Consider the following 22,067-nt stretch of genomic DNA (forward strand, 5'->3'; position numbering starts at 1 on the left):
TCTATGAATTCTTGAAATAATACTAAATTGGTAGTGTGTATAATTAAATTTTAAATTTAACGTTTTGTTTTCAGCACTTTAAAATTAGTCCTGTCATTTTATTTTGCAGTGAATTTTATTCCTGCCAAATTTGTAATCAAGGGTGAAATTTGAAAAATTCATGAGCATCAAAAAAAGATATGTTTTTACCGGTATTATTGCAATTTTTTTATTTCTGATAATCTGGTTTATCTCTGTTGCACTTGCTTATCCTCCGGTACCTCCAAATACAAATGCACAATCTCTCCCAAGAGAAGAGGTCTCCAAGGGCTTTTATAGAATTGGCAATAACTGGTTTAAGAAGAATGAGTTTGGTATCTATGAAATGTATGTTGAGGGTGCCCCATACGACAGAGGCATTATCAATGGTAAATTAAGTAGTGAACTTGTTAAAAGACAGGAAGATATTTTTGTTGGCCAAATAACAGAACTGGTTCCCAATAAAACCTATCGCGGCTTTTTAAAATACCTCATTGGTTGGTTCAATAGAAATCTGGATGAAAATATTCCTCTTGAATATAAACAGGAAATTTCCGGCGTCTCATTTTCTGCCTCTGGGAACTATGGTGCCATTGGTACTCCATATCAGCGATTACTAAATTACCATGCGGCTCACGATATCGGGCATGCTTTGCAGGATAAAAACCTTGTAGGATGTACCTCATTTGCTGCCTGGGATGCTAAAAGCGAAGATGGAGGTCTTGTGGTGGGAAGAAATTTCGACTTTTACGTAGGAGATGAATTTGCTCAGGATAAAATTGTAGCCTTTATCGCTCCAGACAGCGGGTTTAAATTTATGATGGTTACCTGGGGAGGTATGACTGGGGTTCTATCCGGAATGAATGAAAAAGGTCTTACTGTGACTATTAACGCAGCTAAGTCCGATCCTCCGCTTGGATCTGCAACGCCTATATCCTTGGTGGCAAGAGAAATATTGCAATATGCTTCTACTATTGATGAAGCAAATAAGATTGCCTCACAAAGAAAAACCTTTGTGTCTGAATCTATATTAGTCGGTTCTGCAAATGAAAACAAAGCTGCAATCATAGAAAAATCGCCTAACAAGCAAGGGCTTTTCAAATCAAATCAGAATTACATTGTTTGTTCAAATCACTACCAAAGTGAAGTTTATGCCAATGATCCTCTGAACATTCAAAATAAAAAAGAAAGCTCTTCTCTTTACAGATATGAAAGAATGAATCAGCTTATTGGCAAATATCCTAAGATTGGAGTAACGGAAACAGCCCAGATTTTAAGAGACAAAAATGGATTAAATGATAAAGAACTGGGGTATGGCAATGAAAGAGCCATGAATCAGCTTATCGCTCATCATTCGGTAATATTTAAACCTGCATTGAGACAGGTATGGGTATCTTCCAAGCCCTATGTATTAGGGGCTTATGTTGCTTACGATCTCAATAAAATATTCCAATTGAAAGGTCTTGATAAGGACACTGCCATTTATGAAAAATCATTAGTAATTCCTGCCGATCCTTTTATTTCTACTCAGGAATTTAGAAATTATGAATCATATAAGAGATTAAAGCAATTTCTGAAAAAGCAGATTAGCAAGGAATCTACTGTTGCTGAGGACTCAATTGTAAAAATTGTAAAATGCAATCCGGAAAGTTATGAAGCACATTGGATAGCCGGTGATTGCTATAAATATCTTGGGAAAAGAGATGAAGCTTCTGCCATGTACAAGGAGGCTCTGAAAAAGGAAATACCTACTTTAATTGAAAAGAATAAAATTGAAAAACTATTAAGTACTTTATATGAAAACTAATTTTATTAAATCATTTTTTGCTTTATGCATTCTATTTTTTGCTGTGACAGTTTCTTTCTCACAAGACCTGATTTTGAAAAGAGGAGGAGAAGAAATTTATGGTAAAGTATTGGAAATAAAAGAAGACAAAATCTTTTTCAAAAACAATGTAAATGATTCTATTATCAACAGTATAGATAAAAGACTTGTTTTCATGGTAAAATTTGAAAACGGAGCAAAGATTGTTTTTGATAATCCGATCATAGCTGAGCCTGTAACCGCGGCACCAGTGGAGGAGAAAGAAGAACCTACAGGTCCTATGCTTATTGAAACCAGAGGTAGAGGGTTGTATTATTATAATGGCAGGTATTATTCTTCGAAAAGACTGAGTCCTTTATTGCTTTCAACAAATGATAGAGAAATAAGGGACCATATTACCACTGCAAAAGCTGCGAACATTGGAAGCTGGGTATTATTTGGATTGTCATTCCCTCTGGGTACTGTTGGTTTAGTTGGTCTCGCTGAAATTAACGATGCTGCTACCTATGGAACTCCTCAAGATCCTTTAGCAGCACCTCTAGCCGTTGCTGGCATTGGCTCTTTCCTGATTTGCCAGGTAGGAAATATAGTTCTTAAGAAGGTCGTAAGAGAAAATAGTAGCAGAAAGGCTGTAGAGCGTTACAATCAATTACAACTTTTAAATAAATAATAACCAATTAGCATGCAGGCGCCCGGAATAGAATTTAAGGATAAAGAGCAGGTTAAAAGGTTTCAGGAAAAAAAGCTGGGAGAGTTATTGGACTATCTTCTGGCTTTTTCTCCTTTCTACAAAGAATTGTTTGAAAAAAATAAGATTCAAAGATCTGATATTAACACATTGGAAGACCTTACAAAAGTACCGGTATCTTCTAAGTATGATCTTTATTCAAGAAATTTTGACTTTTTGTGTGTTCCCAAAAATAAAATAGTTGATTATGTTACTACTTCCGGAACACTCGGTGATCCTGTAACATTTGCTCTTACGGATGGCGATTTGGACCGTCTTGGCTATAATGAAGCCATTTCATTCCTGTGTGCAGAATGTGGTCCCGATGATATCTTTCAGCTTACAACTACCATTGACAGGAGATTTATGGCTGGCCTTGCATATTTTCTCGGTGCAAGAAAGCTTGGGGCGGGGCTTGTAAGAGTGGGTTCAGGTATACCGGAACTTCAATGGGATACTATCCAAAGAATAAACCCTACAGTGCTGGTGGCTGTTCCTTCTTTTATTATTAAGTTGATTGAATATGCTGAAGCTAACAATATTGATTATAAATCCAGTTCTGTACAAAAGGCTATTTGTATAGGAGAATCTGTAAGAAATCCGGATTTTTCGCTGAATACATTAGGCCAAAAAATACAGGACAAATGGGGTATTAAATTATTCTCTACCTATGCTTCCACTGAAATGGTTACAGCCTTTACTGAATGCGGAGCTTCTCAGGGAGGACATCATCATCCTGAATTAATCATCGTTGAGTTTCTGGATGATAATAATGTTCTTGTAAAAGAAGGTGAGCCTGGTGAAGTAACCATTACAACACTTGGCGTAGAAGGCATGCCTCTCCTTAGATTTAAGACCGGGGATATTTGTACAGCTAACTATGAGAAATGTGAATGCGGAAGAACCAGTATGCGTCTTGGGCCAATATTGGGCCGTAAAAATCAAATGATCAAATACAAAGGAACAAGTCTTTATCCTCCTGCTTTGTATGATATACTTGATACAATGCCTATGATTAAAAACTACATTGTTGAAGTCTTTACCAACGAAATAGGCACTGATGAAATCTTAATCAGAATAGGATGTTTTGAAGTACTTGAAAATCTTGAAAAGGAGATAAAAGACCATTTCAGAGCAAAGTTGAGAGTTGCTCCAATGATCAGGTTTGAAGATCCGAAAGAGATCCAGTCTCTGCAATTCCCTGAAATAAGCAGGAAGGCAATTAAATTTTTTGACAAAAGAAATACAGTATTATCCTGATCATCGGATATCAAAACCTTTACCATCTTCCCTTTTGGAAAATCTGGACGAATCTTCAAGCGGTATAAGTTGTCCGTGAAGAATGTCCATATAAAATTTCTTTAGACTCGGGTGGGTCCTGAATAACTTTGTATTACGATAATAATTGTGCTCCTTATGCGCAATGTTTTGAAAGTTTATATAATGGCCATTACTTGCTAATGGCTTCTTCGGACGTTCTCCTAACTGCTTTCTGAATGTAATGAAATGGGCTCCGTTTAGTGTATGATCCTTTTTATTATAAGTTATATAAATGTTTTTCTGGATATGACTTTTTTCCAACCAGCGCTTATGTCGCTTTTGCTTTACTGCTGCGGCATTCATAAGTATTGTTTCAAATATTATAGGGCAATCAGCTAATCGATTTTTCTTAAGGGATTCCATATAAACATAATTACCTAAACTGTGCATGTGCATTACTAATGTCAGATTTGGCTGCTGTTCTTTTATCTTTTCTAAGGCTTTTACATATTCTGCAAACAGATTCACAGATTCTTTATAGTTGTGTTTGGAATTATAAAAGTTTTTGATCTTGTTACTTGTGGGCAGCAGGCTTGGTACATCAAAGGCAATGACAGGTATGTCGAAAAGAAGCCTGATATCTGCAGCTCTGTTAATAGCTAATGGAAAATCCTTTCCATCTCCATGAATGAAGGTTACTGCCTCTTTTGTGCAGCCTGATTTTTGTAGGGCTATTTCCAACGATGATACTTCCATAATGTGCCAATCAGGATTTTTCCAAAGACAGATCAAAGTAGTATATTGATCTGGACGAATTGACTTGTCAGAGAAAAGCTTCTGACTTCCGGCAACTTTATCTCTTACAGTAACCATGATAATGGTTGTATCGGAGGAGCTAAGCTGCAAGGCTTCAGCCCATTTAAGGTTGGTTCCGTTAAACTTATCATAAGGGAAGTATGTCTGGGAAAACGAAGTATATTGAAGGGTTGTAAATGTAAAGAACAGAAGTATGCTTATAAGTTTTCCCTGTTTCATCGATCCTGATTTGCTTGTTTTTTTGATTTTAATTTAATTTAATGAGATAAACAGTTTTGTCTCAAATTTTGATTTTAAATAAACCATGAAAAAATTTTTTACATTTTTAATCGTATTTTTTTCAGTAATTTTTACTGTCTCCGCACAAGAAGAATTGTTTCATTCAGAAGAAATTGTGTGGTATGGAATAGACTTTTCGCATGCTAAATTTATAGGTGAATTTAGCCAATTTGCGGATGCGGGAAGCAAAAGTAATAAAGAAATTCAGCTAATGTATTTTCCTGCATGGAATGACCTCATCATAAACGAACCTGGTAAGTATAATATCAGTAAGTTTTACGGCTTTGAATTTTTTGCAAATGAGTCGGATCTGGTGAAGAAGAATAATGCAGCTGCAGACATCAATGTCATTTTTGATCCTTCTATTCCAAATAGACTTTCAAAGGAGAAAATACAGAAATTGATTAATAGTTATAATATCAAGGGGAAAAAAGGGCTTGGTCTGGTTTTTATTGTTGATAGTTTCAATAAATTAGAAGGACAGGGCTATATCTATGTTACCTTTTTTGATCAGGCTACTAAAAAGGTATTAGCAACAAACCTCTATGAAGGAAAACCTGGTGGTATCGGTATCAAAAACTACTGGGCAAGGGTTATTTTGCATGTGATGGAGATTAGTGGTAAAGAATTTAAACAAATGAAAAAAGAAGGATTGTAAGCCTTTAGAAGTCTATATGGACACTGAGTTTTAAATAAAATTTTTCTGTTCCGGGGTGGTCATGATAGTTCAGCCTCCAAATGCCATCTAATCTGATCACCCTGAAAATATTCTCAATTCCCACACCCGCCTCCATAAAAGGTTCTTTAGAAAGGCTATACATTTCAGGTAGCAAAATCATCTGAGCTTTATTCTTGTCTGATAAGGATCCTATAACACCTTTGAAAGATATAACTTCTCTCCACTTTAATTTTCTTATCAAAGGAATTTTATTGAAGAAATACCCATCAAAGTGATGTGAAAGCTGGATGTTTACATATTGATCACTTACAAACTCAAAGAATCGCATTGAATTAAAAATATAATCATCATAGAAGATTGTCTGATTTCCGTTGTGTAGCTCCAGCAAAGGGTAGGGAAGAGTTCCGAAAATTTTTCCTGCTTCAGCGTGGTATCTTGTATATCCGATATTTTTTATCCTCAATCTTTGTCTTATACTCAAAGCTATTTTCTGATAATTATAATTGCTCCCCAATAAATCCTTTACACCGCAAACCACTGCTGCATCAAACACGGGATACGGTGTGCCTAAGCTTATCCTTCTATAGTCTCCTCTAAGGAACTTTTCTTTATAGGCATAATGAGTATAGAAAGAAATCTCCGTCGTCGTAATTGATGATATATTAGCAGTATCATTCGTTTCAGGAATTTCTTTGTTGTATTCGAGCTTGCCTACAGGCCTGATAGTAGCATTCCTTATCTGTAATTTGTTGGATAAGTTTGGCGTCCAAAATTTTTCATAATACAATTTGTATTCATCAATAAAGTTTAATCTGTTTTGTGCGGAAATTTTAAATAGCGCATTTAGCAGATTGTCTGGCCGCATAAAAGTGACCTGACTAAAGCCTAACTGTTCTATGTCATGCTTTACTCTAAAGCTAACTATCTCATCAGGGTCCTTTTTTCTGAAATAAGTAATACCTGCTCCATATTTTATTTTCTCATCCCTAAGCCCATAAGCTCCATAACCATCCAGTAAAATTCTCTTGCTAAATTTTGGATTGGTTCTGAAGCCCAGCCTGAATTTATTTCCTTCAACCGGGTTGTATGAATATACTTTGTAAATAGGACCCAACTCAATTTTTCTTACAGGTATATATCCTTTAAATAAAATCAGATACCTCTTAAAAGCTTTGGTATTTTTGAGGGAATCACTTAACTGGTACAATGCCTGTTCTGAATTTGAAAGGGTATCATGCCTTACTGACTCCCAATAAGTATCATCTTTTTCTCCTGCTTCTTTCTCTACTATCGTAGTCGCTTTGTCATCAAAAAAACTATTTGTAAATGATGGACTCAGATTAAAGTTTTTATTGGAAGTACTTCTTGATGCAAAAAACTTTTGTGTTTTACCTGAATGAGGAATAAGCACCTCTCCATAAATATATAGTTGTTCTGAAGAGGCTAGGGATTTACCTTTTACATCAGTATAGGTTTGTCTCCAACCAAATGATGTAATAAAGTTGAGGTTGATTTCCTGCCCGGCTTTAGCATCAATTTCCTTAATGGTGAATGTGGAGTCCCTTATCCACATGATACCTGATAAAGTTAACTCCTGTTTCCTGGAAGGGAAGTAGCGTACCTTATAACACCAGTTGTTATCTATGTATCCACTGTCAAGCAGCTCATAATCGTAGTGACGAAAACATGAAGAGCTTACAGGACTGATAAAATTTTTGTTAAACATCAGTAAGAAATCGTCATATACATAAACATTCAATGCAAGATTGGAGAATAGTTTGCCAATACTTTCATTTTTCATCCCTGAAAGTCTTGTTGCCTTTATGATTTCCTTTTGTTTATTACCATCTTTCTGATAGAAATTATCTGAAACAGTTTCAAGAAGCATTACAGGAAGATAGGGCTTACCCTCTGTGGTATCCATGTTTTCAAAAAAGAAAGCAAAGGGCTTAAGGTAAAATTGTTTCTTCAAATCTTCATCGAGTTCTCTTAAGCCGATTTTTGACTTATTATAAGATTCATAGGAATAGCTTTTGATGGTCACCCTTCTAAAGTTTACTTTGTTGGACACAACATTCCTTATAATTCTATAAGCTGGATTTTCAGTAACAGAAACTGTAATTTCATTGAGGCTTCCAACTTCTTCTTCCAGATATATATTGATTTGCTGTACCTGATTTTTTTGAATGGAAAGTCTCCTCATAGAATAACCTACGCTTGTGACAATAAGGCTGTCGGGCGCGGTTGATGTTTCTATAATGTAATTTCCTTCAAAATCAGAAACGGTTCCTTTAGACTTATCGGAAAAGTATATGTTGGCAAAGGGTATCAGTTCTTTACTATGAGCATCAATGATCTTACCTGTAACTCTTGTAATCTGTGAAAAGGCGGGGCTTATAAAAAATGAAATGAATAAAATAAAAAATGCAACCCTTGAACAGAGTTGCATCTTCTGATTTCTAAAAATATAACTTAATGAAATGATCTGTTTCAAAGGTTAATTTGCTCCTTCTTCTAATCGGATAAGATGCGAAAGGTTCTTTATAACCCTGTCGTGCTTCTTCACGAAAGGATTGTTTAGATCCCAAACGTAACCTGCAAGCACGGAACAGATCTGCTTTTTGATTTCTTCATCCGGCTTAGGTGCAAAGAATATATCCTGAAGTGTACCATCATACCATCCCATTACATAGCTTCTGAATGTATTGACACCCTGCATAGTTGGCTCCATGAATTCTTTTTCCCAATCAACATTCTGACCTTTTAGTTTCTTTACTACCAGATTTGCGGCAGTTGCTCCTGAAACTGTTGCAAGCGTTACTCCTGAAGAGAAAATAGGATCAAGGAACTCAGTAACGTTACCTGTAAGTACAAATCCGTCACCATAGAATTTATTGGTTGTTACAGACCAACCTTCCAGCGTTCGTGGTTCGAATACAAGATCTACTCCGTCAAACCTTCTCTGAGTATGGGGCTGAGTTTTGATCATTGCTCTAAAGCGTTCTTCAGGTGTTCCTTGGAATCTGTCAAAGAATTCAGTTTCACCAACAAAACCAACTGAAGTATTGCCATTAGAGAATGGAATGATCCAGATCCATACACCTGGTTCGTGAGATACTATAGTTATTCTGTTTGGTTCTTCATCTACAAACCTGTTTACGTCTACGGTGTGTGCAAACAGGGTTCTTCTGGCTGGAAGGTTTGATGGTTGGTCCAGATTGAATAATTTAGGAATTACTCTGCCATAGCCACTCGCATCAACAATAAATCTGGCCTCTATGGAACTCTTGTTACCATCCTTATCTTCAATTGTGGTTATGCTATCGCTACCGTTAAATTTAATATCAGTTACTCCTGTTTCGAACAAAATCGGGATACCTTTGCGCTCCATTTCATCTGTAAGTGTTTTGTCAAAATCAGCTCTGGGTACTTGCCAGGTCCAGGACCAGCCTTGAGTAAACTGGTTGGAGAAGTTAAAATCACAAATTTTTCCATCCTTTACGAATTTGGCTCCAAACTTTTGCTGAAACCCCTTTGCCTTTACAGCTTCAATTAATTCAGCTTCTTCAAGAGCTTCCATACATCTTGGAAGCAGGCTTTCTCCAATTACAAAACGAGGAAATTTCAGTTTCTCAACGACTTTAACTTTTAATCCATGTTTATGGATAATAGAAGCGGCCACGGCTCCGGAAGGACCTGCTCCTATTACCAGTACGTCAACTTTTTCAGAACTCATAATAATTTTAATCTGGTGTTTTTACGAATTAAATATTTAAGAAGGCTACTTTGGAAATAAAATAAATTTTTAATAATCACCTTGTAAAAATTATATTAAATATGATTTAATAATCAACTAATTAATAAAATTACCTTAAATGTAAGAAATTAATAAAGTAAAGGAAAAATTAGAATTGAGTTTGTGGTAAAGTGCTAGAAATCAGAATTTTTATTTTACCTAATTTGAAGAGGCTTTCTTCTCTCATTTTTAACCTGGGATTCAATAGTAAATTTTTCTTTGCAGTGGTTTTAAGAACTGCTCTTCAGTATGCTTTTTTGATTAAAACACTGGGGCAATTTAAACATCTACGGCTCATCTTGCAATTGTCACATTGATGTATATAAATTAGCGCATATATTCTATGTCTGTAACGAAGTGTATTTGTATAAAAGTATTACTTCAACTTAAGGTGAAAAACAATTTCTCCAATTACTGGTTATGCAAAACCCTTCGTGGCAGCTCCATTAATTTTAAAATTATCATCTATTATAAAACCATTTGAAAAATTAGTTATTATGAAAAAGCTCAATTTACTTTTTTGGAATTTTTTAGTTGTACTTCTTATTTCATGTGAAAGCAAGAAGCAGGAGCAGGCGAGCCATGACGTAGATACAATCACAGTTGTAGAAGAGGAGAAACCTGGAGTTGCATTGGAGGAGGTCTGGTCTTCTGATACTACTTTGAAAACTCCTGAGTCTGTTATTTTTGATGAAGGTAAAAAGATATTGTACGTTTCTAACGTTAACGGTGATCCTACTGCAACAGATAATAATGGATTTATTTCTAAAGTAAGTCTTGACGGAAAAATCGAAAACTTGGAATGGGTAAAAGGGCTCAGCGCTCCAAAGGGGCTTGGTCTTAATAAAAACATCCTTTATGTTACAGATATCAATAAGCTGATTGAAATAGACACTGATAAAGGTAAAATTGTAAAAACCTATAACGTTCCAGGGGCTAAATTCTTAAATGATGTTTTCGTTACCCCACAGGGAGTTGTTTATTTCTCAGACAGTGAGACCAATAAAATTCACAAGTTGGAAAATGGAAAAATAACTTTATTCTCCGATCAAAATCTCAATAAGCCAAACGGTATCTTTATTAAGGATAGCACATTGTATCTGGCGTCCATGGGAAGCAGCGATTTCAAAGCTATCAACATGACTACTAAAAAAGATTCTGTTCTGGCTACGGGTATTGGTATGGGAGATGGTGTAGAGTATCTTGGTACTGGAAATGACTTTCTTGTTTCTGATTGGGAAGGTGGTATTTACTATATTTCTAATGGAAAATCTCAAAAGCTGATCGATTCAAAAGAGCAGAAAGTTAATACAGCTGATATTGAATTTATTCCTTCTGAGGACCTTTTATTAGTACCTACTTTTTTCAGAAATAAATTGGTTGGTTACAAATTGAAAAAATAAGTTCTTTTACTAGGACGAAACAAAAAACTACACAAGGGCCTGATTTATAGTGCTTGTGTAGTTTTTCTTTTTTGAGAAAAAGTATTCTCAGTTATTTCCTGAAAAAAAAATCACAATCTCTATCATTTTGATACCCTTTGCCGTTTAAATACAAAAAGGTAAAACATGCAATATCTGGTTGATATATCCTTTCCCATCAATTTTGATGAGAACTTTACGAAGCTTGTTCCAGTTCAAAAGGATCATATCAATAATCTTATTAGCAAAGGTATAGTACTTTCTTATTCATTATCTCTTGACAGAACACGCTTGTGGGTTAATATTAAAGCGAAAAGCGAAGAAGAAATTAAAGATACATTATCTACATTTCCGCTTTATTCTTATTTTAAATACACTGTTTTTCCACTGGCTTTTCATGCTTCAGGGTATATGCCATCCGTGTCTATGAATTAATTTATTCTTCAAATGCCGCAGGGTACAAAAATTCTATAAATGGCAGCATTTCCTTGCTGTATTTTTTGAGTAATCCTTTTAGCTTTCCTTCTTCAATTTCTTTATCAGTAATTACTTTAGAGACTATAAAACTTTTATACTTTAGAAGATCGATATGTTGGTTTTCCTCGTCGTATCCTTTGGGCGCTCTTACCAGTTTTTCTCCTTCCATTGCTCCGAATGTATTTTTGAAACTTGCCTTACTTAAGATTTTTGAAAGATTCTTACCGTTATAGTCTATTTCCTGACGAATTTTTTCAAGCATATCTTTTTCCGGCATATACACTCCACCAGCGATAAAACTTTCGTCTCCAGGCTGAATGTGAATATAATATCCAGGACCAAATGATTTTCTTCCTTTTATACTGATAAAAGCAGAGAAGTTCTTCTTATATGGAGTTTTGTCCTTTGAAAAGCGAATGTCTCTGTTGATTCTGAAAATGGTATTTTTAGCTTCTATACTTTTTATCTTATTGTCAAAATCTGCTATGTCATTAATTACCGTTTGTACAAAAGCCACAAAATCTTTTCTAAGTGCATCATAGGTTGGTCTGTTTTTATCAAACCACTCTTTGTTATTGTTTTTCTTTAATTGTGTTAAAAATTTTAGAAGGTCTTTATTCATGTTTGGATGACTGTTTTCTTTCTTATGCAAAAATATTTGTCTTCAGGTTTTAAACTTAGGATTTTAAAACCTATTTTTGCTAAATATACAATTAGAAATAATCAATGAAAAATACTTTCTCTGTCGTTGCACTAGTCGTGGCAGCCAGACCTAAGGTCCGGAGAAAGTAATCCATTGTATCAATATAAGGATGAAGCCCCGGACCTAAGTTCGGGGCTTTTTTGTTTTAATGCCCTTTATTAAATATTAAAAAAAATATGAATTCACTATATAAAAATATTATTACATGCATAGCGGTTCTAGCCGTGGTCGCGTCAGTGGCAGTCCTTGTGGATAATTCCCCCGGGTAGAACATGCGTATAATTTAATTAATATACATGAAGCCCCGGACTCAAATTCGGGGCTTTTTTTTATTTAATCCAAAAGAAAATCAATCATTTAAATATTATGAAAACTGAAACAGAGTTTTATGAATTTTCGGAACGGACGAATTCCATTCCTGTATCCTTTATCAGAGAGATTTTGAAAGTAGCGTCTTCCAAAGACCTGATCTCTTTTGCAGGTGGTTTGCCAAATGCAGGATTCTTTCCAACTAAGGCTTTGCAGGAGATCTCTAATAAGGTTATTAAAGAGGATGGGGCAAAAGCACTTCAGTACAATGTTACGGAAGGGTATTTGCCATTGAAAGAATGGATTGTTAAATGGTATAGAACGAAACGTGGTATTGATGTTTCAACCGATGAAATATTGATAACAAGCGGTTCGCAGCAAGGATTGGATCTTATAGGTAAAATATTTATAAATAAAGGTGATCAGATCTTTATGGAAAATCCCGGTTATCTGGGCGCTATTCAATCGTTCTCTGCTTACCAGCCTGAGTTTGTACCTGTTTCGTTGACTTCTCAGGGTATTGATGTTAAAGAGCTTAAAGAAAAAACTACTCATATTAAAGGTAAGTTTATTTATGGAGTTCCTAATTTTCAGAACCCTACAGGGATAACATATTCTTTAGAAACAAGGATAAAACTTGCCCAACTTTTGGATGAAAAGAAGCTTCTTTTTGTGGAAGATGATCCATATGGTGATATAAGGTTCAAAGGTAAAGCACTTCCGGGCTTACTGACATTAAATAGAAGAAGAACCATTCACCTTGGTTCATTTTCAAAAATGATTTCTCCGGGCTTGAGATTAGGTTGGATTATTGCGAATAAGGAAATCATAAGCAAGCTTGTGCTTGCCAAGCAGGCAAGTGATTTGCATACCAACATGTTATCTCAAATGATAGTATCAGAATTTCTTCATCAAAATGGAATTGAGGACCATCTAGATCTGCTTCATAAAGAATATGGTAAAAGATGTGATCTGATGAGATCACTTATACTGGAGTTTTTCCCAAATACAGCTGAAGTATCTCAGCCAGAAGGAGGGATGTTTATGTGGGTTAAATTGCCTGAAGAATATCCTGTTAAAGATATACTTGAAGAGTCAATCAAAGCAGGAGTTTTGTTTGTCCCGGGAGCTGAATTCTGCACCAGTATTGCAAAAGAAAATGCTATGAGGCTTAATTTTTCCAATGCTTCAGAAGAAGAGATCCTTCTTGGTATTGTTAAAATAGGAATGGCTATTGATAAGTGCAGGAAGAAAGGAAGTTGATCCTTTCTTCTATTATGATGCTTTGTCCGACTTGTATTTTAAAGAGACTTTTTCCTGAATTACATCCTGAATAAGTCTCTTTTCTATTTTACTTTCTAGCCAGGAGATGATGTCAAAATAAATGAATGCGCGCTTCTCGTAAGTGCTGTTAACTAGTGGGATTAACTGGGATTTGAGACGGACAAAGCGCTCATAAAGTTCCTTATCCCTTGTGTTCTGATTCAGATCTTTCAGAAATTTAAGAATGAATTTCTGGAAGAGATGTAAATCCTCTTTCTTCAGTAAGAACCGATAGGTGGATATGATATAATATTTAATTACATCATAATTGCCCAGTTCATAGTGACATATAAGATTAAGTATCCTTGCAAAACAATGAAGATCTTCTCTTATATCACCATCAGGAATATTGATAATTCTATTCAGCCATTTCAATGCTCCGTGAAAATCACTTGCTCCAAAATACAGACACGATAACTTGTAGTTGATGATCAACTCAGAATGCTTGTCTACTACTTCCAGAAGCTCGTAAATCTTGGTATCCGGACTCTTCATTAATACATCAACGCCTTTTGTAAAGTCCCCGGTAATAAAGTATTTGTTTATTTCGTGGATATAATAATATTTAAGAAGTCTGATTCTTATGCTTTCATTTTGTGTCTGGCTGTAATCTGCTGCAATTGCGTGCAGGATTTTGTTTGTTTCAACAAAGTCGTTATACATGTCCAGCTTGTATTGTGCAATGAGTAGATTGTTAAGGCTTTTAATGTATTGTTCTGTACTTGTCTCTTTAAGCTCTTCATGTGTGTCAAAAAGTTTAACTAGTTTCAAAGCATATTCATAGCCATTTCTAAAATCCTGTATAAATAAATAATATCCCACGTAAAGCTTATAAAGATTCAGTTTTTCTGAAATAGATAATTCATCTTCAGTAAAATCAGGAATATTAGAATTGAAGAACTCTTTAACTCTTAGAAAGTCCACCTCATCTCTGATATAGCCGATTTTAGTATAAAATGAATTAAGCTTTATGGATAGGTTAGAGAAAGTGTTAATGTTATTAATTCTTTTGTTTATTGTTCTTGCTTCTTCAATGATTCTGTCAACCTTGTCAACTGTATCGTGATCAATAGTCTGCATTAGCACGCTTTTTTCAAGTTTGATGATCTCCAGTTGCAATTCCAGGTTGTCGTGTACCAGAGCCATTTTTCTTGCTTTTTTCAGGGAGTTCATCCCTTGGGTATAAAGTCTTCTTGAAAAGAGCAACTGTGCATAATCAATTTGTTCTCTTATCTGAAGGTCAAGAATTTTTGGAGCATTAAATAAGCGTATAGCCTGAAGCAATTTGTCATAAAGGTACGCTTTCATGTTTGAAAGCTGCTCGGTTTTGAGGCTGGGTAGTTTATCCGGAATAGAATCTTCATCAAATTCCTTCTGTTTATTCATGTAGTCGAAAAGAATCAGCATTTTTTTGTCTTCTCCATTCCCGGAACCTCCATATAAGAGCTTGAAATACCTTTTTTCATTCTTGCTCATGGATTTTACAAGTTCGTAAAGACTTCTGGATTTTATTCTGGCCACCGTAGTTATTTTATGATTAATTACCTGAAATATAGTGCAAATCTAGTTTATATAATTGAATTTGCAGTAGAGTTATTGTGAAAACTCTATAGAATACGTTAAAAGTTTAAAAACGTAGTAATTCTTTTTTTATTATCTGATATTTAGTTGTTTATGTTATTTGTTGATTTTTTGAAAGCGTATTAAAATTGAAATAAAAAAAATGTGCTTAAAAACAGACAATATATTTGTGACAGTTATACGACTGTTTATCTGATAATAAAATCATACACATGGACAAAGTTAAAAAGAATGGTGCTCAAATGCTGGTAGATTGCCTTGAAAGAGAAGGAGTGGAGTATGTGTTTGGGTATTCTGGCGGAGCAGCTATTCCGATCTTTGATGCTTTATATGATTCTAAAATAAAACTCATATTAACCAGGCATGAACAGGGCGCGACACACATGGCTGATGGCTATGCAAGAGCAACCGGAAAACCTGGAGTTGTACTTGTTACCAGTGGTCCTGGAGCTACTAATACCATTACTGGTATCATGACTGCTCAGATGGATTCTGTACCAATGATAGTTCTTACAGGGCAGACCATTACAAGTTTATTAGGGATGGATGCTTTTCAGGAGGCAGATGTGTTTGGTTTATCAATGCCAGCAGTCAAACACAACTACCTTGTAAAAAGGACATCAGATATTCCAAGGGTTGTAAAAGAAGCATTTTATATAACAAATTCAGGAAGGCCGGGGCCAGTGTTAATAGATCTTCCGAAAGATATTACTTCTGCAGTTTTTGAAGGGCAGATAAAAGAAAGTTTTGAATTACCAGGTTACATAGTACCTTCAAAACCTGATCAGAATTCAGTAGAAGCAATTGCGGATCTTTTCTTTAAATCTAAGAAGCCTTTGCTGTTAGTTGGTCATGGTGCTTTGATTGCAAAAGCAGATGCAGAGGTAAGACAGTTCGCAGAAAAACTTAATGCGCCTGTAACAACGACTTTATTGGGTAAAGGAGCTTTTCCTGAAACGCATGAGCTTTCACTTGGCATGGTAGGAATGTATGGGACAATTTATTCCAACAAAGCAATGTTAGAATGTGATCTTATCATGTCTATCGGTAGCAGATGGGATGACAGAATTAACGGAAATCCCAAGAAGTTTTGTCCCAATGCCAAGAAAATCCACATAGATATTGATCCTGCAGAAATAGGGAAAATAGTTACTCCCGATGCGTACGCTATTGGTGATGCAAAGGAAGTGTTGAAAATGCTTATCCCCTTGGTACAAAAGCTCGATACCGATAAATGGCTGAATAAGTTAAATCAATATAAGAAGGAGTTTCCTTTTACTTACTCAAAGGATGAGCCTTTAAGAGCACAGTATGTTATTGATGAAGCTTATAAAGTTTCTGAAGGCAAAGCTATTGTTTCCACAGATGTCGGACAGCATCAAATGTGGGCAGCTCAATATTACCTTACAGACACTCCTGATCAGTGGCTCTCTTCAGGAGGGGCTGGTACTATGGGGTTTGGGTTTCCCGCAGCAATAGGTGCGCAACTTGGCAAACCAGATCATAAAGTTCTTGCTATAGTAGGTGATGGTGGTTTTCAGATGACGCTTGCAGAGCTTTCGACGGCTGCCATTCATAAGTTGCCGGTAAAAATTCTTGTAATTGATAATAAATACCTTGGAATGGTTCGTCAATGGCAGGAATTTTTCCTTGATTCAAGATACAGTGGGGTAGATATGGTTGTGAATCCTGATTTTGTAAAGCTGGCTGAGGCTTATGGAGTAAAAGGATTTCACATAAGCAAGCCTTCGGAGGTTACCTCAGTTTTAAAAGAAGCATTCGGTTATAATGAAGGACCATGTCTGATACATGCAGAAGTAGTTAAGGATGATAATGTTTATCCGATGGTACCTGCAGGTATGTCAGTAGAGCATATGATAACAGAGGCTCCTACTGTGAAGATGGAAATGCCGGAAGGTAGTACCTAGAAACAAAAGTTTTTCTTTACTTCTTATTAAAATAAAAGGACCAGTTAAAAAAAATAAATTTTAAACCTATGCAGCATATATTCTCCCTATCAATAAATCAAAAGCCCGGAATTATTATTCGAGCAGCTTTAATCTTTGAAAGAAGAGGATTCGATATAGACTTTATGGAGATCTTGGGTGAGGATTCCAATGGGTTAAACAAAATGATTATCAGAGCTACTGGGGATAGTTCAAAAGTTGTACAGATTGAAAAGCAATTGGAGAAACTGATTGATGTAGTGAAGGCTAAATATATTTCAGGTGAACTGGCTGCTGAAAATGAGCTTCAGCTGGAAAGCAAGCCTGCGCTCCTTAGAGCAGTCTAAATCGAACATTTTTTATATCCGGCCTGTTAACTTTTAAGAATTGAAGGGAAGAAATATGAGCAGATCGAAAGCATTGATAAGTGGTTTTGCAGGTGCATTGGCACTTACTGCAGCAAATCAGGGACTACAAAAATATACCACGGAGGCTCCTAAGGTAGATTTCTTTGGAATGAAAATTATAAAAAAGGGTCTTCAGGCTGTAGGATTGGCAAGTCCAGGAAAGAAAAAGCTCTTTGGTTTAAGTTTGGGAAGCGATTTGTTGTTTAATAGTCTTTATTACAGCATGACAGCTTCCGGCAAAACACCTTTAATGAGCGGATCCCTACTTGGTTTGGGTGCCGGAGCAGGAACCTTAAGTCTACCGAGTCTTTTAGGCTTCGGTAAAGAACTAGTCGGTTCAACATTTAAACAAAGATTACTTTCAATGGGAATATACCTTGTTGGAGGTTTGACAGCGGCAACTGCTTATAAATTGTTAAACAGATAAGGTTATACATTAATATTAAAAAGACTTCCATTAAAAGGAGGTCTTTTTGCGTTAAGAGGAGTTTAAAAAAAATATTTTTTGAAAATTACGACTCCGACAATTAGTGCAAAGATGGCAGCAATCAATACTGCTGCAGCTGATAAATCTTTAATCTTACCTGCAGCGGGATGAAATTCCGGGGAGATAAAATCAACTATTTTTTCAATTGCAGTATTCAATAGTTCCGTTATCCATACAATGGTTATTGCTAATACAATCCATAACCATTCTGTTTCTTCTATATTAAAATATGCAGATAAAATCAGGATAAATAAAGTGGCTGCAAGATGGATACGGGCGTTATTTTCAAATATCAGTAAATGCTTCAGGCCTTTTATCGCATACTTGTAACTCTTTAAATTCTTTTTGATGTTGATCATAAGTTTCAATTGAAGCCTAAGTTAAAAAGAAATGTATATAATGAGCCTTAATTTTTAGAATGATTAAGCTGAAAATTCTTAATGAGAAATCAATACGATGCGGGTAAGGTAAAAAGGAAGGTGGTACCTTTAGATTCATTTTTTTCTACCCAGATCTTACCTCCGTTTTTCTCAACAAACTCTTTGCACAATTTTAGGCCAAGGCCGGTACCTTCTTCACCAGCCGTCCCTTTGGTACTATACTTTTGATCAATGCTGAATAATTTCGGAAGTAGATCTTTGGAAATTCCGATGCCATTGTCTTTTACAAAAAGAGTGACAAAGCCTTTTTCTCTAAAGGCATCTATGGTTACAGTGTCATGTTCTGAAGAGTATTTGACTGCATTGGAGATAAGATTTCTCAGAATGGTTTCGACCATATTCTTATCAGCATATACTTTAATCCTGGAATTTATTTTTATATCTACGGAAATCTTTTTCATCGAAAACAAGGGAGAAAGATATTCAGCCGTAGCACATGTAATATCTTTAATTGTAAAGGATTCAGGTCTGTAAGCAAGCTCATTCATTTGTAGCTTAGCCCATTTTAAAAGTACATCTAGCAGATTTTGAATTTTTACCAGACTTTTGTGGAGAAAGAAAATGGTTTCTGATTCATCTTCATTGACGTGATTCTGATCTTTTAGAAATGTTGATAATACGAGGGCAGAATTAATTGGCCCACGTAAATCATGACTAACGATTGAGAAAAATCTGTTTTTACTTTCGTTTAATGTTGCCAATTCGTTTTTAAGTCTTTGCTGAAGTTTATATTCCCTGTAAAAAATATAGACAATCATCAGAGAGGTGATCAAGGCAGATATCCCAGAAAATATAATGGCAATGCTTATTAATTTTAAAGTGGATGCTGCATGGATCTGCTTATTATATAAAACTTTTTTCTCCTGATACTCTACCAGTTTTTTTTCTTCCGTAATTTTGATCTTAAGTTCAGCTGCATAGGAGAGCTTTTCATAGGTAAGTCTTTGACGGCCTTTTCTGATCGCATCTTTGTCTATTAGTCGGCCAATTTCTTTTCTTCTTTGTTCAAAAAGCTCCTCAATAAGTTTTATTCTTTTGGATGCAGGAGGATTGGCATTTACCAGAGCCTTTAGTATGGCTATTTCGGCTTTTGTCTTTCTGGCGTTGTCTTCATATTCATACAAAAAGTGAATATTTGAAGAAAGAATATATCCTCTCAGGTTGCCCTCTGTCTCAGCAAGCAACAGTACAAGGTTGTCCAGGTGATTGATGACAGTATAGGATGCCCCAACAGACCTGAATTCTTCCTTGATTTTTTGAGAATATATGATAGAGTAAATGGATGCGGCTGCAAGAACTACTAACAATAGACCCAGTATAGGAAAAAGGATTTTAAGTTTTACAGAATCCTTCATATTAAATTCCCCTCAACTACAAAAATATGCTTATTGTACGGGATTTAGCTAACGTATGTTTTGGGGCTTTATTTCAGATATTCATCTGTAATGTTCTGAAGTTCTTTCAGTTGCTGTTTGTCGAGACTTTTTAAGAAATCTGGCAATTTGTCAGACTTCAATCTTACTTGAAAAAAGAATACAGCGTCCTGAATTACTTTTATATGGTCAAAAGCGAGTAAGGGTAGGTCGAAAAGGGAAAACCATTTTACGTTTTTTGCATCGTCTCCGGCATTCAGAGTTACTTTATTTGTAATTAAAGTTGTATAAGCAATGGATATGGTTCTGCCTCTTGGATCTCTGTTCACATCCGTATATGTGCCTGTTTGTTCCATTTCATTTACTGCCAGACTAGTTTCTTCAAGTAGTTCTCTTCTTGCGCATTCCAGGCCGTCCTCATTCATTTCAAGGAATCCACCTGGAAGTGCCCAACAGTTTTTATATGGGTCATGTTTCCTCTCAATTAATAAAAGACCCAATGTTCCTGATTCCAGCTTAAAAATGACAGAGTCAGTAGTTACAGCTGCTCTGGGATAGTCATAACAGAATTTGTCTTTAGTTATTATAGTTTCCATTTGATGTTGCATCCTATACTTGGTTTTTGATTATTGCCAACTTCTATGTCACTTAATAAATTATCAAGGGCATTACGAATATCCTTACCATTTACAGGTAAAGAATTTGAAGGTCTTGAATCATCAAGTTGTCCTCTGTATACAAGTGAAAGATTCTTATCAAAAATATAAAAGTCAGGCGTGCAGGCAGCTTCATAGGATTTAGCCACTTTTTGGCTTTCGTCATATAAATAAGGAAATGGATAGCCCAGTTCTTTTGCTGCTTTAGTCATCTCCGCAGGTGCGTCTGCAGGATACTTTTCTGCGTCATTTGAACTGATTGCAATAAATGAAATTCCCTTTGGAATATAATCTTTAGCCAATCGAACCAGTTCATTGTTCACGTGTTTCACAAAAGGACAATGATTGCATATGAACATGATTACAGTAGCTTTCTGAGATTTAATCTGGCTCAGAGATAAGTCTTTTCCTGATACAGTGTCAAAAAGCGTAAATTCCGGTGCAATGGTTCCGAGAGGAAGCATGCTGCTGGGTGTTTGTGCCATATAAAAGTTTTTACGAATATAAATAAAACCTTTAAATTAGTATGATGTTGCTTGGGTAAAAATGCAATAAGATTTTGAATATGAGTACTTATGATATAGTTGTAATTGGGGGCGGACCAATAGGATTGGCCTGCGGCATTGAGGCTCAGAAATCAGGGTTGAAATATTTGATTCTCGAAAAAGGAGCTTTGGTGAATTCCATCTACAATTATCCATTGAATATGAAGTTTTTTTCTACTTCTGAAAGATTGGAGATAGGCGCAGTACCTTTTGTTTCGATTAGCGGTAAACCAATGAGGGATGAAGCGCTTGAATATTATCGGAGAGTAGTAGAGTTTTTTCGCCTTAAAATAAATCTCTATGAAGAGGTACAGAAAGTTAATAGAAAGGTTGATGGCATGTTTGAGATACAATCTTCAAAAGGTATCTATCATTCAAAATATATAATTGTTGCTACCGGATTTTATGATCATCCTATAGGGTGCGGAATAGAAGGAGAACAAATGACAAAGGTTTTTCACTACTATAAGGAACCTCATCCATTTTCATTCAGTAAGGTGGTAGTAGTGGGAGCAGCAAACTCTGCAATTGATGCAGCACTGGAATGTTACAGAAAAGGAGCGGAGGTTACATTGGTTGTGCGAAAGCCAGAAATAAGCCAAAGAGTAAAATATTGGGTAAAACCTGATATAGAAAACAGGATAAAGGAAAATTCAATAAAGGCTTTCTTTAATTCGGAACTTGTTTCAATCAGAGAAAATGAAGTTGATATAAAAACGGCCAATGGGATAGTTACTATAGTTAATGATTTTGTTTTGCTTATGACGGGCTACCATCCCGATTTTAGCTTGTTGTCTAAGGCTGGTATTGAATTTCATTCAGGTGGTCTAAAGATTCCCTATTACAATGAGCATACAATGGAATCAAATGTAAATAATATCTATCTCGCAGGCGTTGTTTGTGGTGGCATGGAAACTCATAAATGGTTCATAGAAAATTCAAGAGTACATGCAACCATGATTATACGTGATATTTTAAGCAAATCTAATTTTATATAGC

The 22,067-nt window shown here is 35.6% G+C and carries 20 protein-coding genes; 11 read left to right on the top strand and 9 right to left on the bottom strand.

Annotated features, from left to right (window positions below):
- The first annotated feature begins 160 nt into the window (after nucleotides 1-160).
- The 3 genes from K350_RS0123185 to flxY are packed head-to-tail and all read left to right on the top strand — an operon-like array spanning nucleotide 161 to nucleotide 3,830.
- The gene (locus K350_RS0123185) at nucleotides 161-1,825 is read left to right on the top strand and encodes a C45 family peptidase (RefSeq protein WP_037577078.1); all 1,665 of its coding nucleotides are present in this window, start codon (nucleotides 161-163) and stop codon (nucleotides 1,823-1,825) included.
- A complete protein-coding gene (locus tag K350_RS0123190) occupies nucleotides 1,815-2,513 on the top strand; it encodes a hypothetical protein (RefSeq protein WP_028981951.1) in 699 nt (232 codons plus the stop codon). The genes K350_RS0123185 and K350_RS0123190 overlap by 11 nt, the downstream gene beginning before the upstream one ends.
- A 12-nt stretch (nucleotides 2,514-2,525) precedes the next feature.
- A complete protein-coding gene (flxY, locus tag K350_RS0123195) occupies nucleotides 2,526-3,830 on the top strand; it encodes a flexirubin biosynthesis putative acyl-CoA ligase FlxY (protein ID WP_028981952.1) in 1,305 nt (434 codons plus the stop codon).
- Here the strand turns inward: flxY and K350_RS0123200 are convergent, their stop codons facing one another.
- Nucleotides 3,831-4,865, bottom strand: coding sequence for an alpha/beta hydrolase (locus K350_RS0123200; protein WP_028981953.1), 1,035 nt, complete (start codon nucleotides 4,863-4,865; stop codon nucleotides 3,831-3,833).
- A gap of 85 nt (nucleotides 4,866-4,950) precedes the next feature.
- Here K350_RS0123200 and K350_RS0123205 point away from each other — a divergent pair, with 85 nt between their 5' ends.
- Nucleotides 4,951-5,583 (top strand): hypothetical protein, encoded by a 633-nt coding sequence (locus K350_RS0123205; RefSeq protein ID WP_028981954.1) that lies wholly within the window; start codon nucleotides 4,951-4,953, stop codon nucleotides 5,581-5,583.
- Between the two features lie 4 nt (nucleotides 5,584-5,587).
- Here the strand turns inward: K350_RS0123205 and K350_RS0123210 are convergent, their stop codons facing one another.
- A complete protein-coding gene (locus K350_RS0123210) occupies nucleotides 5,588-8,053 on the bottom strand; it encodes a DUF5686 and carboxypeptidase-like regulatory domain-containing protein (RefSeq protein WP_028981955.1) in 2,466 nt (821 codons plus the stop codon).
- Between the two features lie 48 nt (nucleotides 8,054-8,101).
- Nucleotides 8,102-9,340, bottom strand: coding sequence for an NAD(P)/FAD-dependent oxidoreductase (locus K350_RS0123215; protein WP_028981956.1), 1,239 nt, complete (start codon nucleotides 9,338-9,340; stop codon nucleotides 8,102-8,104).
- A gap of 557 nt (nucleotides 9,341-9,897) precedes the next feature.
- On the opposite strand from K350_RS0123215, the gene K350_RS0123220 reads away from it, so the two are divergent.
- Both K350_RS0123220 and K350_RS0123225 read left to right on the top strand, forming a co-directional pair.
- Nucleotides 9,898-10,803 carry an NHL repeat-containing protein gene (locus K350_RS0123220; RefSeq protein ID WP_037577080.1) on the top strand — a complete coding sequence of 302 codons (906 nt, stop codon included), beginning with the start codon at nucleotides 9,898-9,900 and terminating at the stop codon, nucleotides 10,801-10,803.
- A gap of 165 nt (nucleotides 10,804-10,968) precedes the next feature.
- Entirely contained in the window at nucleotides 10,969-11,256 is a 288-nt protein-coding gene (locus tag K350_RS0123225; protein ID WP_037576691.1) for a muconolactone Delta-isomerase family protein, read from the top strand.
- A gap of 1 nt (nucleotide 11,257) precedes the next feature.
- On the opposite strand, the gene K350_RS30085 is transcribed toward K350_RS0123225, so the two are convergent.
- Nucleotides 11,258-11,920 (bottom strand): DUF2461 domain-containing protein, encoded by a 663-nt coding sequence (locus K350_RS30085; RefSeq protein WP_037576693.1) that lies wholly within the window; start codon nucleotides 11,918-11,920, stop codon nucleotides 11,258-11,260.
- Between the two features lie 447 nt (nucleotides 11,921-12,367).
- Between K350_RS30085 and K350_RS0123235 the strand changes: the two genes are divergently transcribed.
- On the top strand, nucleotides 12,368-13,573 hold the full coding sequence (locus tag K350_RS0123235; protein WP_028981959.1) for an aminotransferase-like domain-containing protein: 1,206 nt from the start codon (nucleotides 12,368-12,370) through the stop codon (nucleotides 13,571-13,573).
- Nucleotides 13,574-13,585: 12 nt separating this feature from the next.
- Here the strand turns inward: K350_RS0123235 and K350_RS0123240 are convergent, their stop codons facing one another.
- On the bottom strand, nucleotides 13,586-15,154 hold the full coding sequence (locus K350_RS0123240) for a hypothetical protein (RefSeq protein ID WP_028981960.1): 1,569 nt from the start codon (nucleotides 15,152-15,154) through the stop codon (nucleotides 13,586-13,588).
- Nucleotides 15,155-15,426: 272 nt separating this feature from the next.
- On the opposite strand from K350_RS0123240, the gene ilvB reads away from it, so the two are divergent.
- The 3 genes from ilvB (at nucleotide 15,427) to K350_RS0123255 (ending at nucleotide 17,994) form a co-directional block, all read left to right on the top strand.
- Nucleotides 15,427-17,142, top strand: a complete 1,716-nt coding sequence (gene ilvB / locus K350_RS0123245; RefSeq protein ID WP_028981961.1) for a biosynthetic-type acetolactate synthase large subunit — start codon at nucleotides 15,427-15,429, stop codon at nucleotides 17,140-17,142.
- Nucleotides 17,143-17,210: 68 nt separating this feature from the next.
- Nucleotides 17,211-17,507, top strand: coding sequence for an acetolactate synthase small subunit (gene ilvN, locus K350_RS30090; RefSeq protein WP_051313552.1), 297 nt, complete (start codon nucleotides 17,211-17,213; stop codon nucleotides 17,505-17,507).
- 55 nt (nucleotides 17,508-17,562) lie between these two features.
- On the top strand, nucleotides 17,563-17,994 hold the full coding sequence (locus K350_RS0123255) for a hypothetical protein (protein ID WP_028981962.1): 432 nt from the start codon (nucleotides 17,563-17,565) through the stop codon (nucleotides 17,992-17,994).
- 62 nt (nucleotides 17,995-18,056) lie between these two features.
- Here the strand turns inward: K350_RS0123255 and K350_RS0123260 are convergent, their stop codons facing one another.
- The 4 genes from K350_RS0123260 to K350_RS0123275 all read right to left on the bottom strand — a co-directional run bounded on the left by K350_RS0123260 (nucleotide 18,057) and on the right by K350_RS0123275 (nucleotide 21,008).
- Entirely contained in the window at nucleotides 18,057-18,413 is a 357-nt protein-coding gene (locus K350_RS0123260; protein ID WP_028981963.1) for a diacylglycerol kinase family protein, read from the bottom strand.
- A gap of 89 nt (nucleotides 18,414-18,502) precedes the next feature.
- Nucleotides 18,503-19,849, bottom strand: coding sequence for a sensor histidine kinase (locus K350_RS0123265; protein WP_028981964.1), 1,347 nt, complete (start codon nucleotides 19,847-19,849; stop codon nucleotides 18,503-18,505).
- 68 nt (nucleotides 19,850-19,917) lie between these two features.
- Nucleotides 19,918-20,463, bottom strand: a complete 546-nt coding sequence (locus K350_RS30095) for an NUDIX domain-containing protein (RefSeq protein ID WP_081671130.1) — start codon at nucleotides 20,461-20,463, stop codon at nucleotides 19,918-19,920.
- Nucleotides 20,451-21,008, bottom strand: a complete 558-nt coding sequence (locus K350_RS0123275; RefSeq protein WP_028981966.1) for a thioredoxin family protein — start codon at nucleotides 21,006-21,008, stop codon at nucleotides 20,451-20,453. The genes K350_RS30095 and K350_RS0123275 overlap by 13 nt, the downstream gene beginning before the upstream one ends.
- 80 nt (nucleotides 21,009-21,088) lie before the next feature.
- On the opposite strand from K350_RS0123275, the gene K350_RS0123280 reads away from it, so the two are divergent.
- A complete protein-coding gene (locus K350_RS0123280) occupies nucleotides 21,089-22,066 on the top strand; it encodes a YpdA family putative bacillithiol disulfide reductase (RefSeq protein ID WP_028981967.1) in 978 nt (325 codons plus the stop codon).
- Nucleotide 22,067 lies beyond the last annotated feature (1 nt).

This window comes from Sporocytophaga myxococcoides DSM 11118, assembly GCF_000426725.1.
Taxonomy (GTDB): Bacteria; Bacteroidota; Bacteroidia; order Cytophagales; family Cytophagaceae; genus Sporocytophaga; species Sporocytophaga myxococcoides.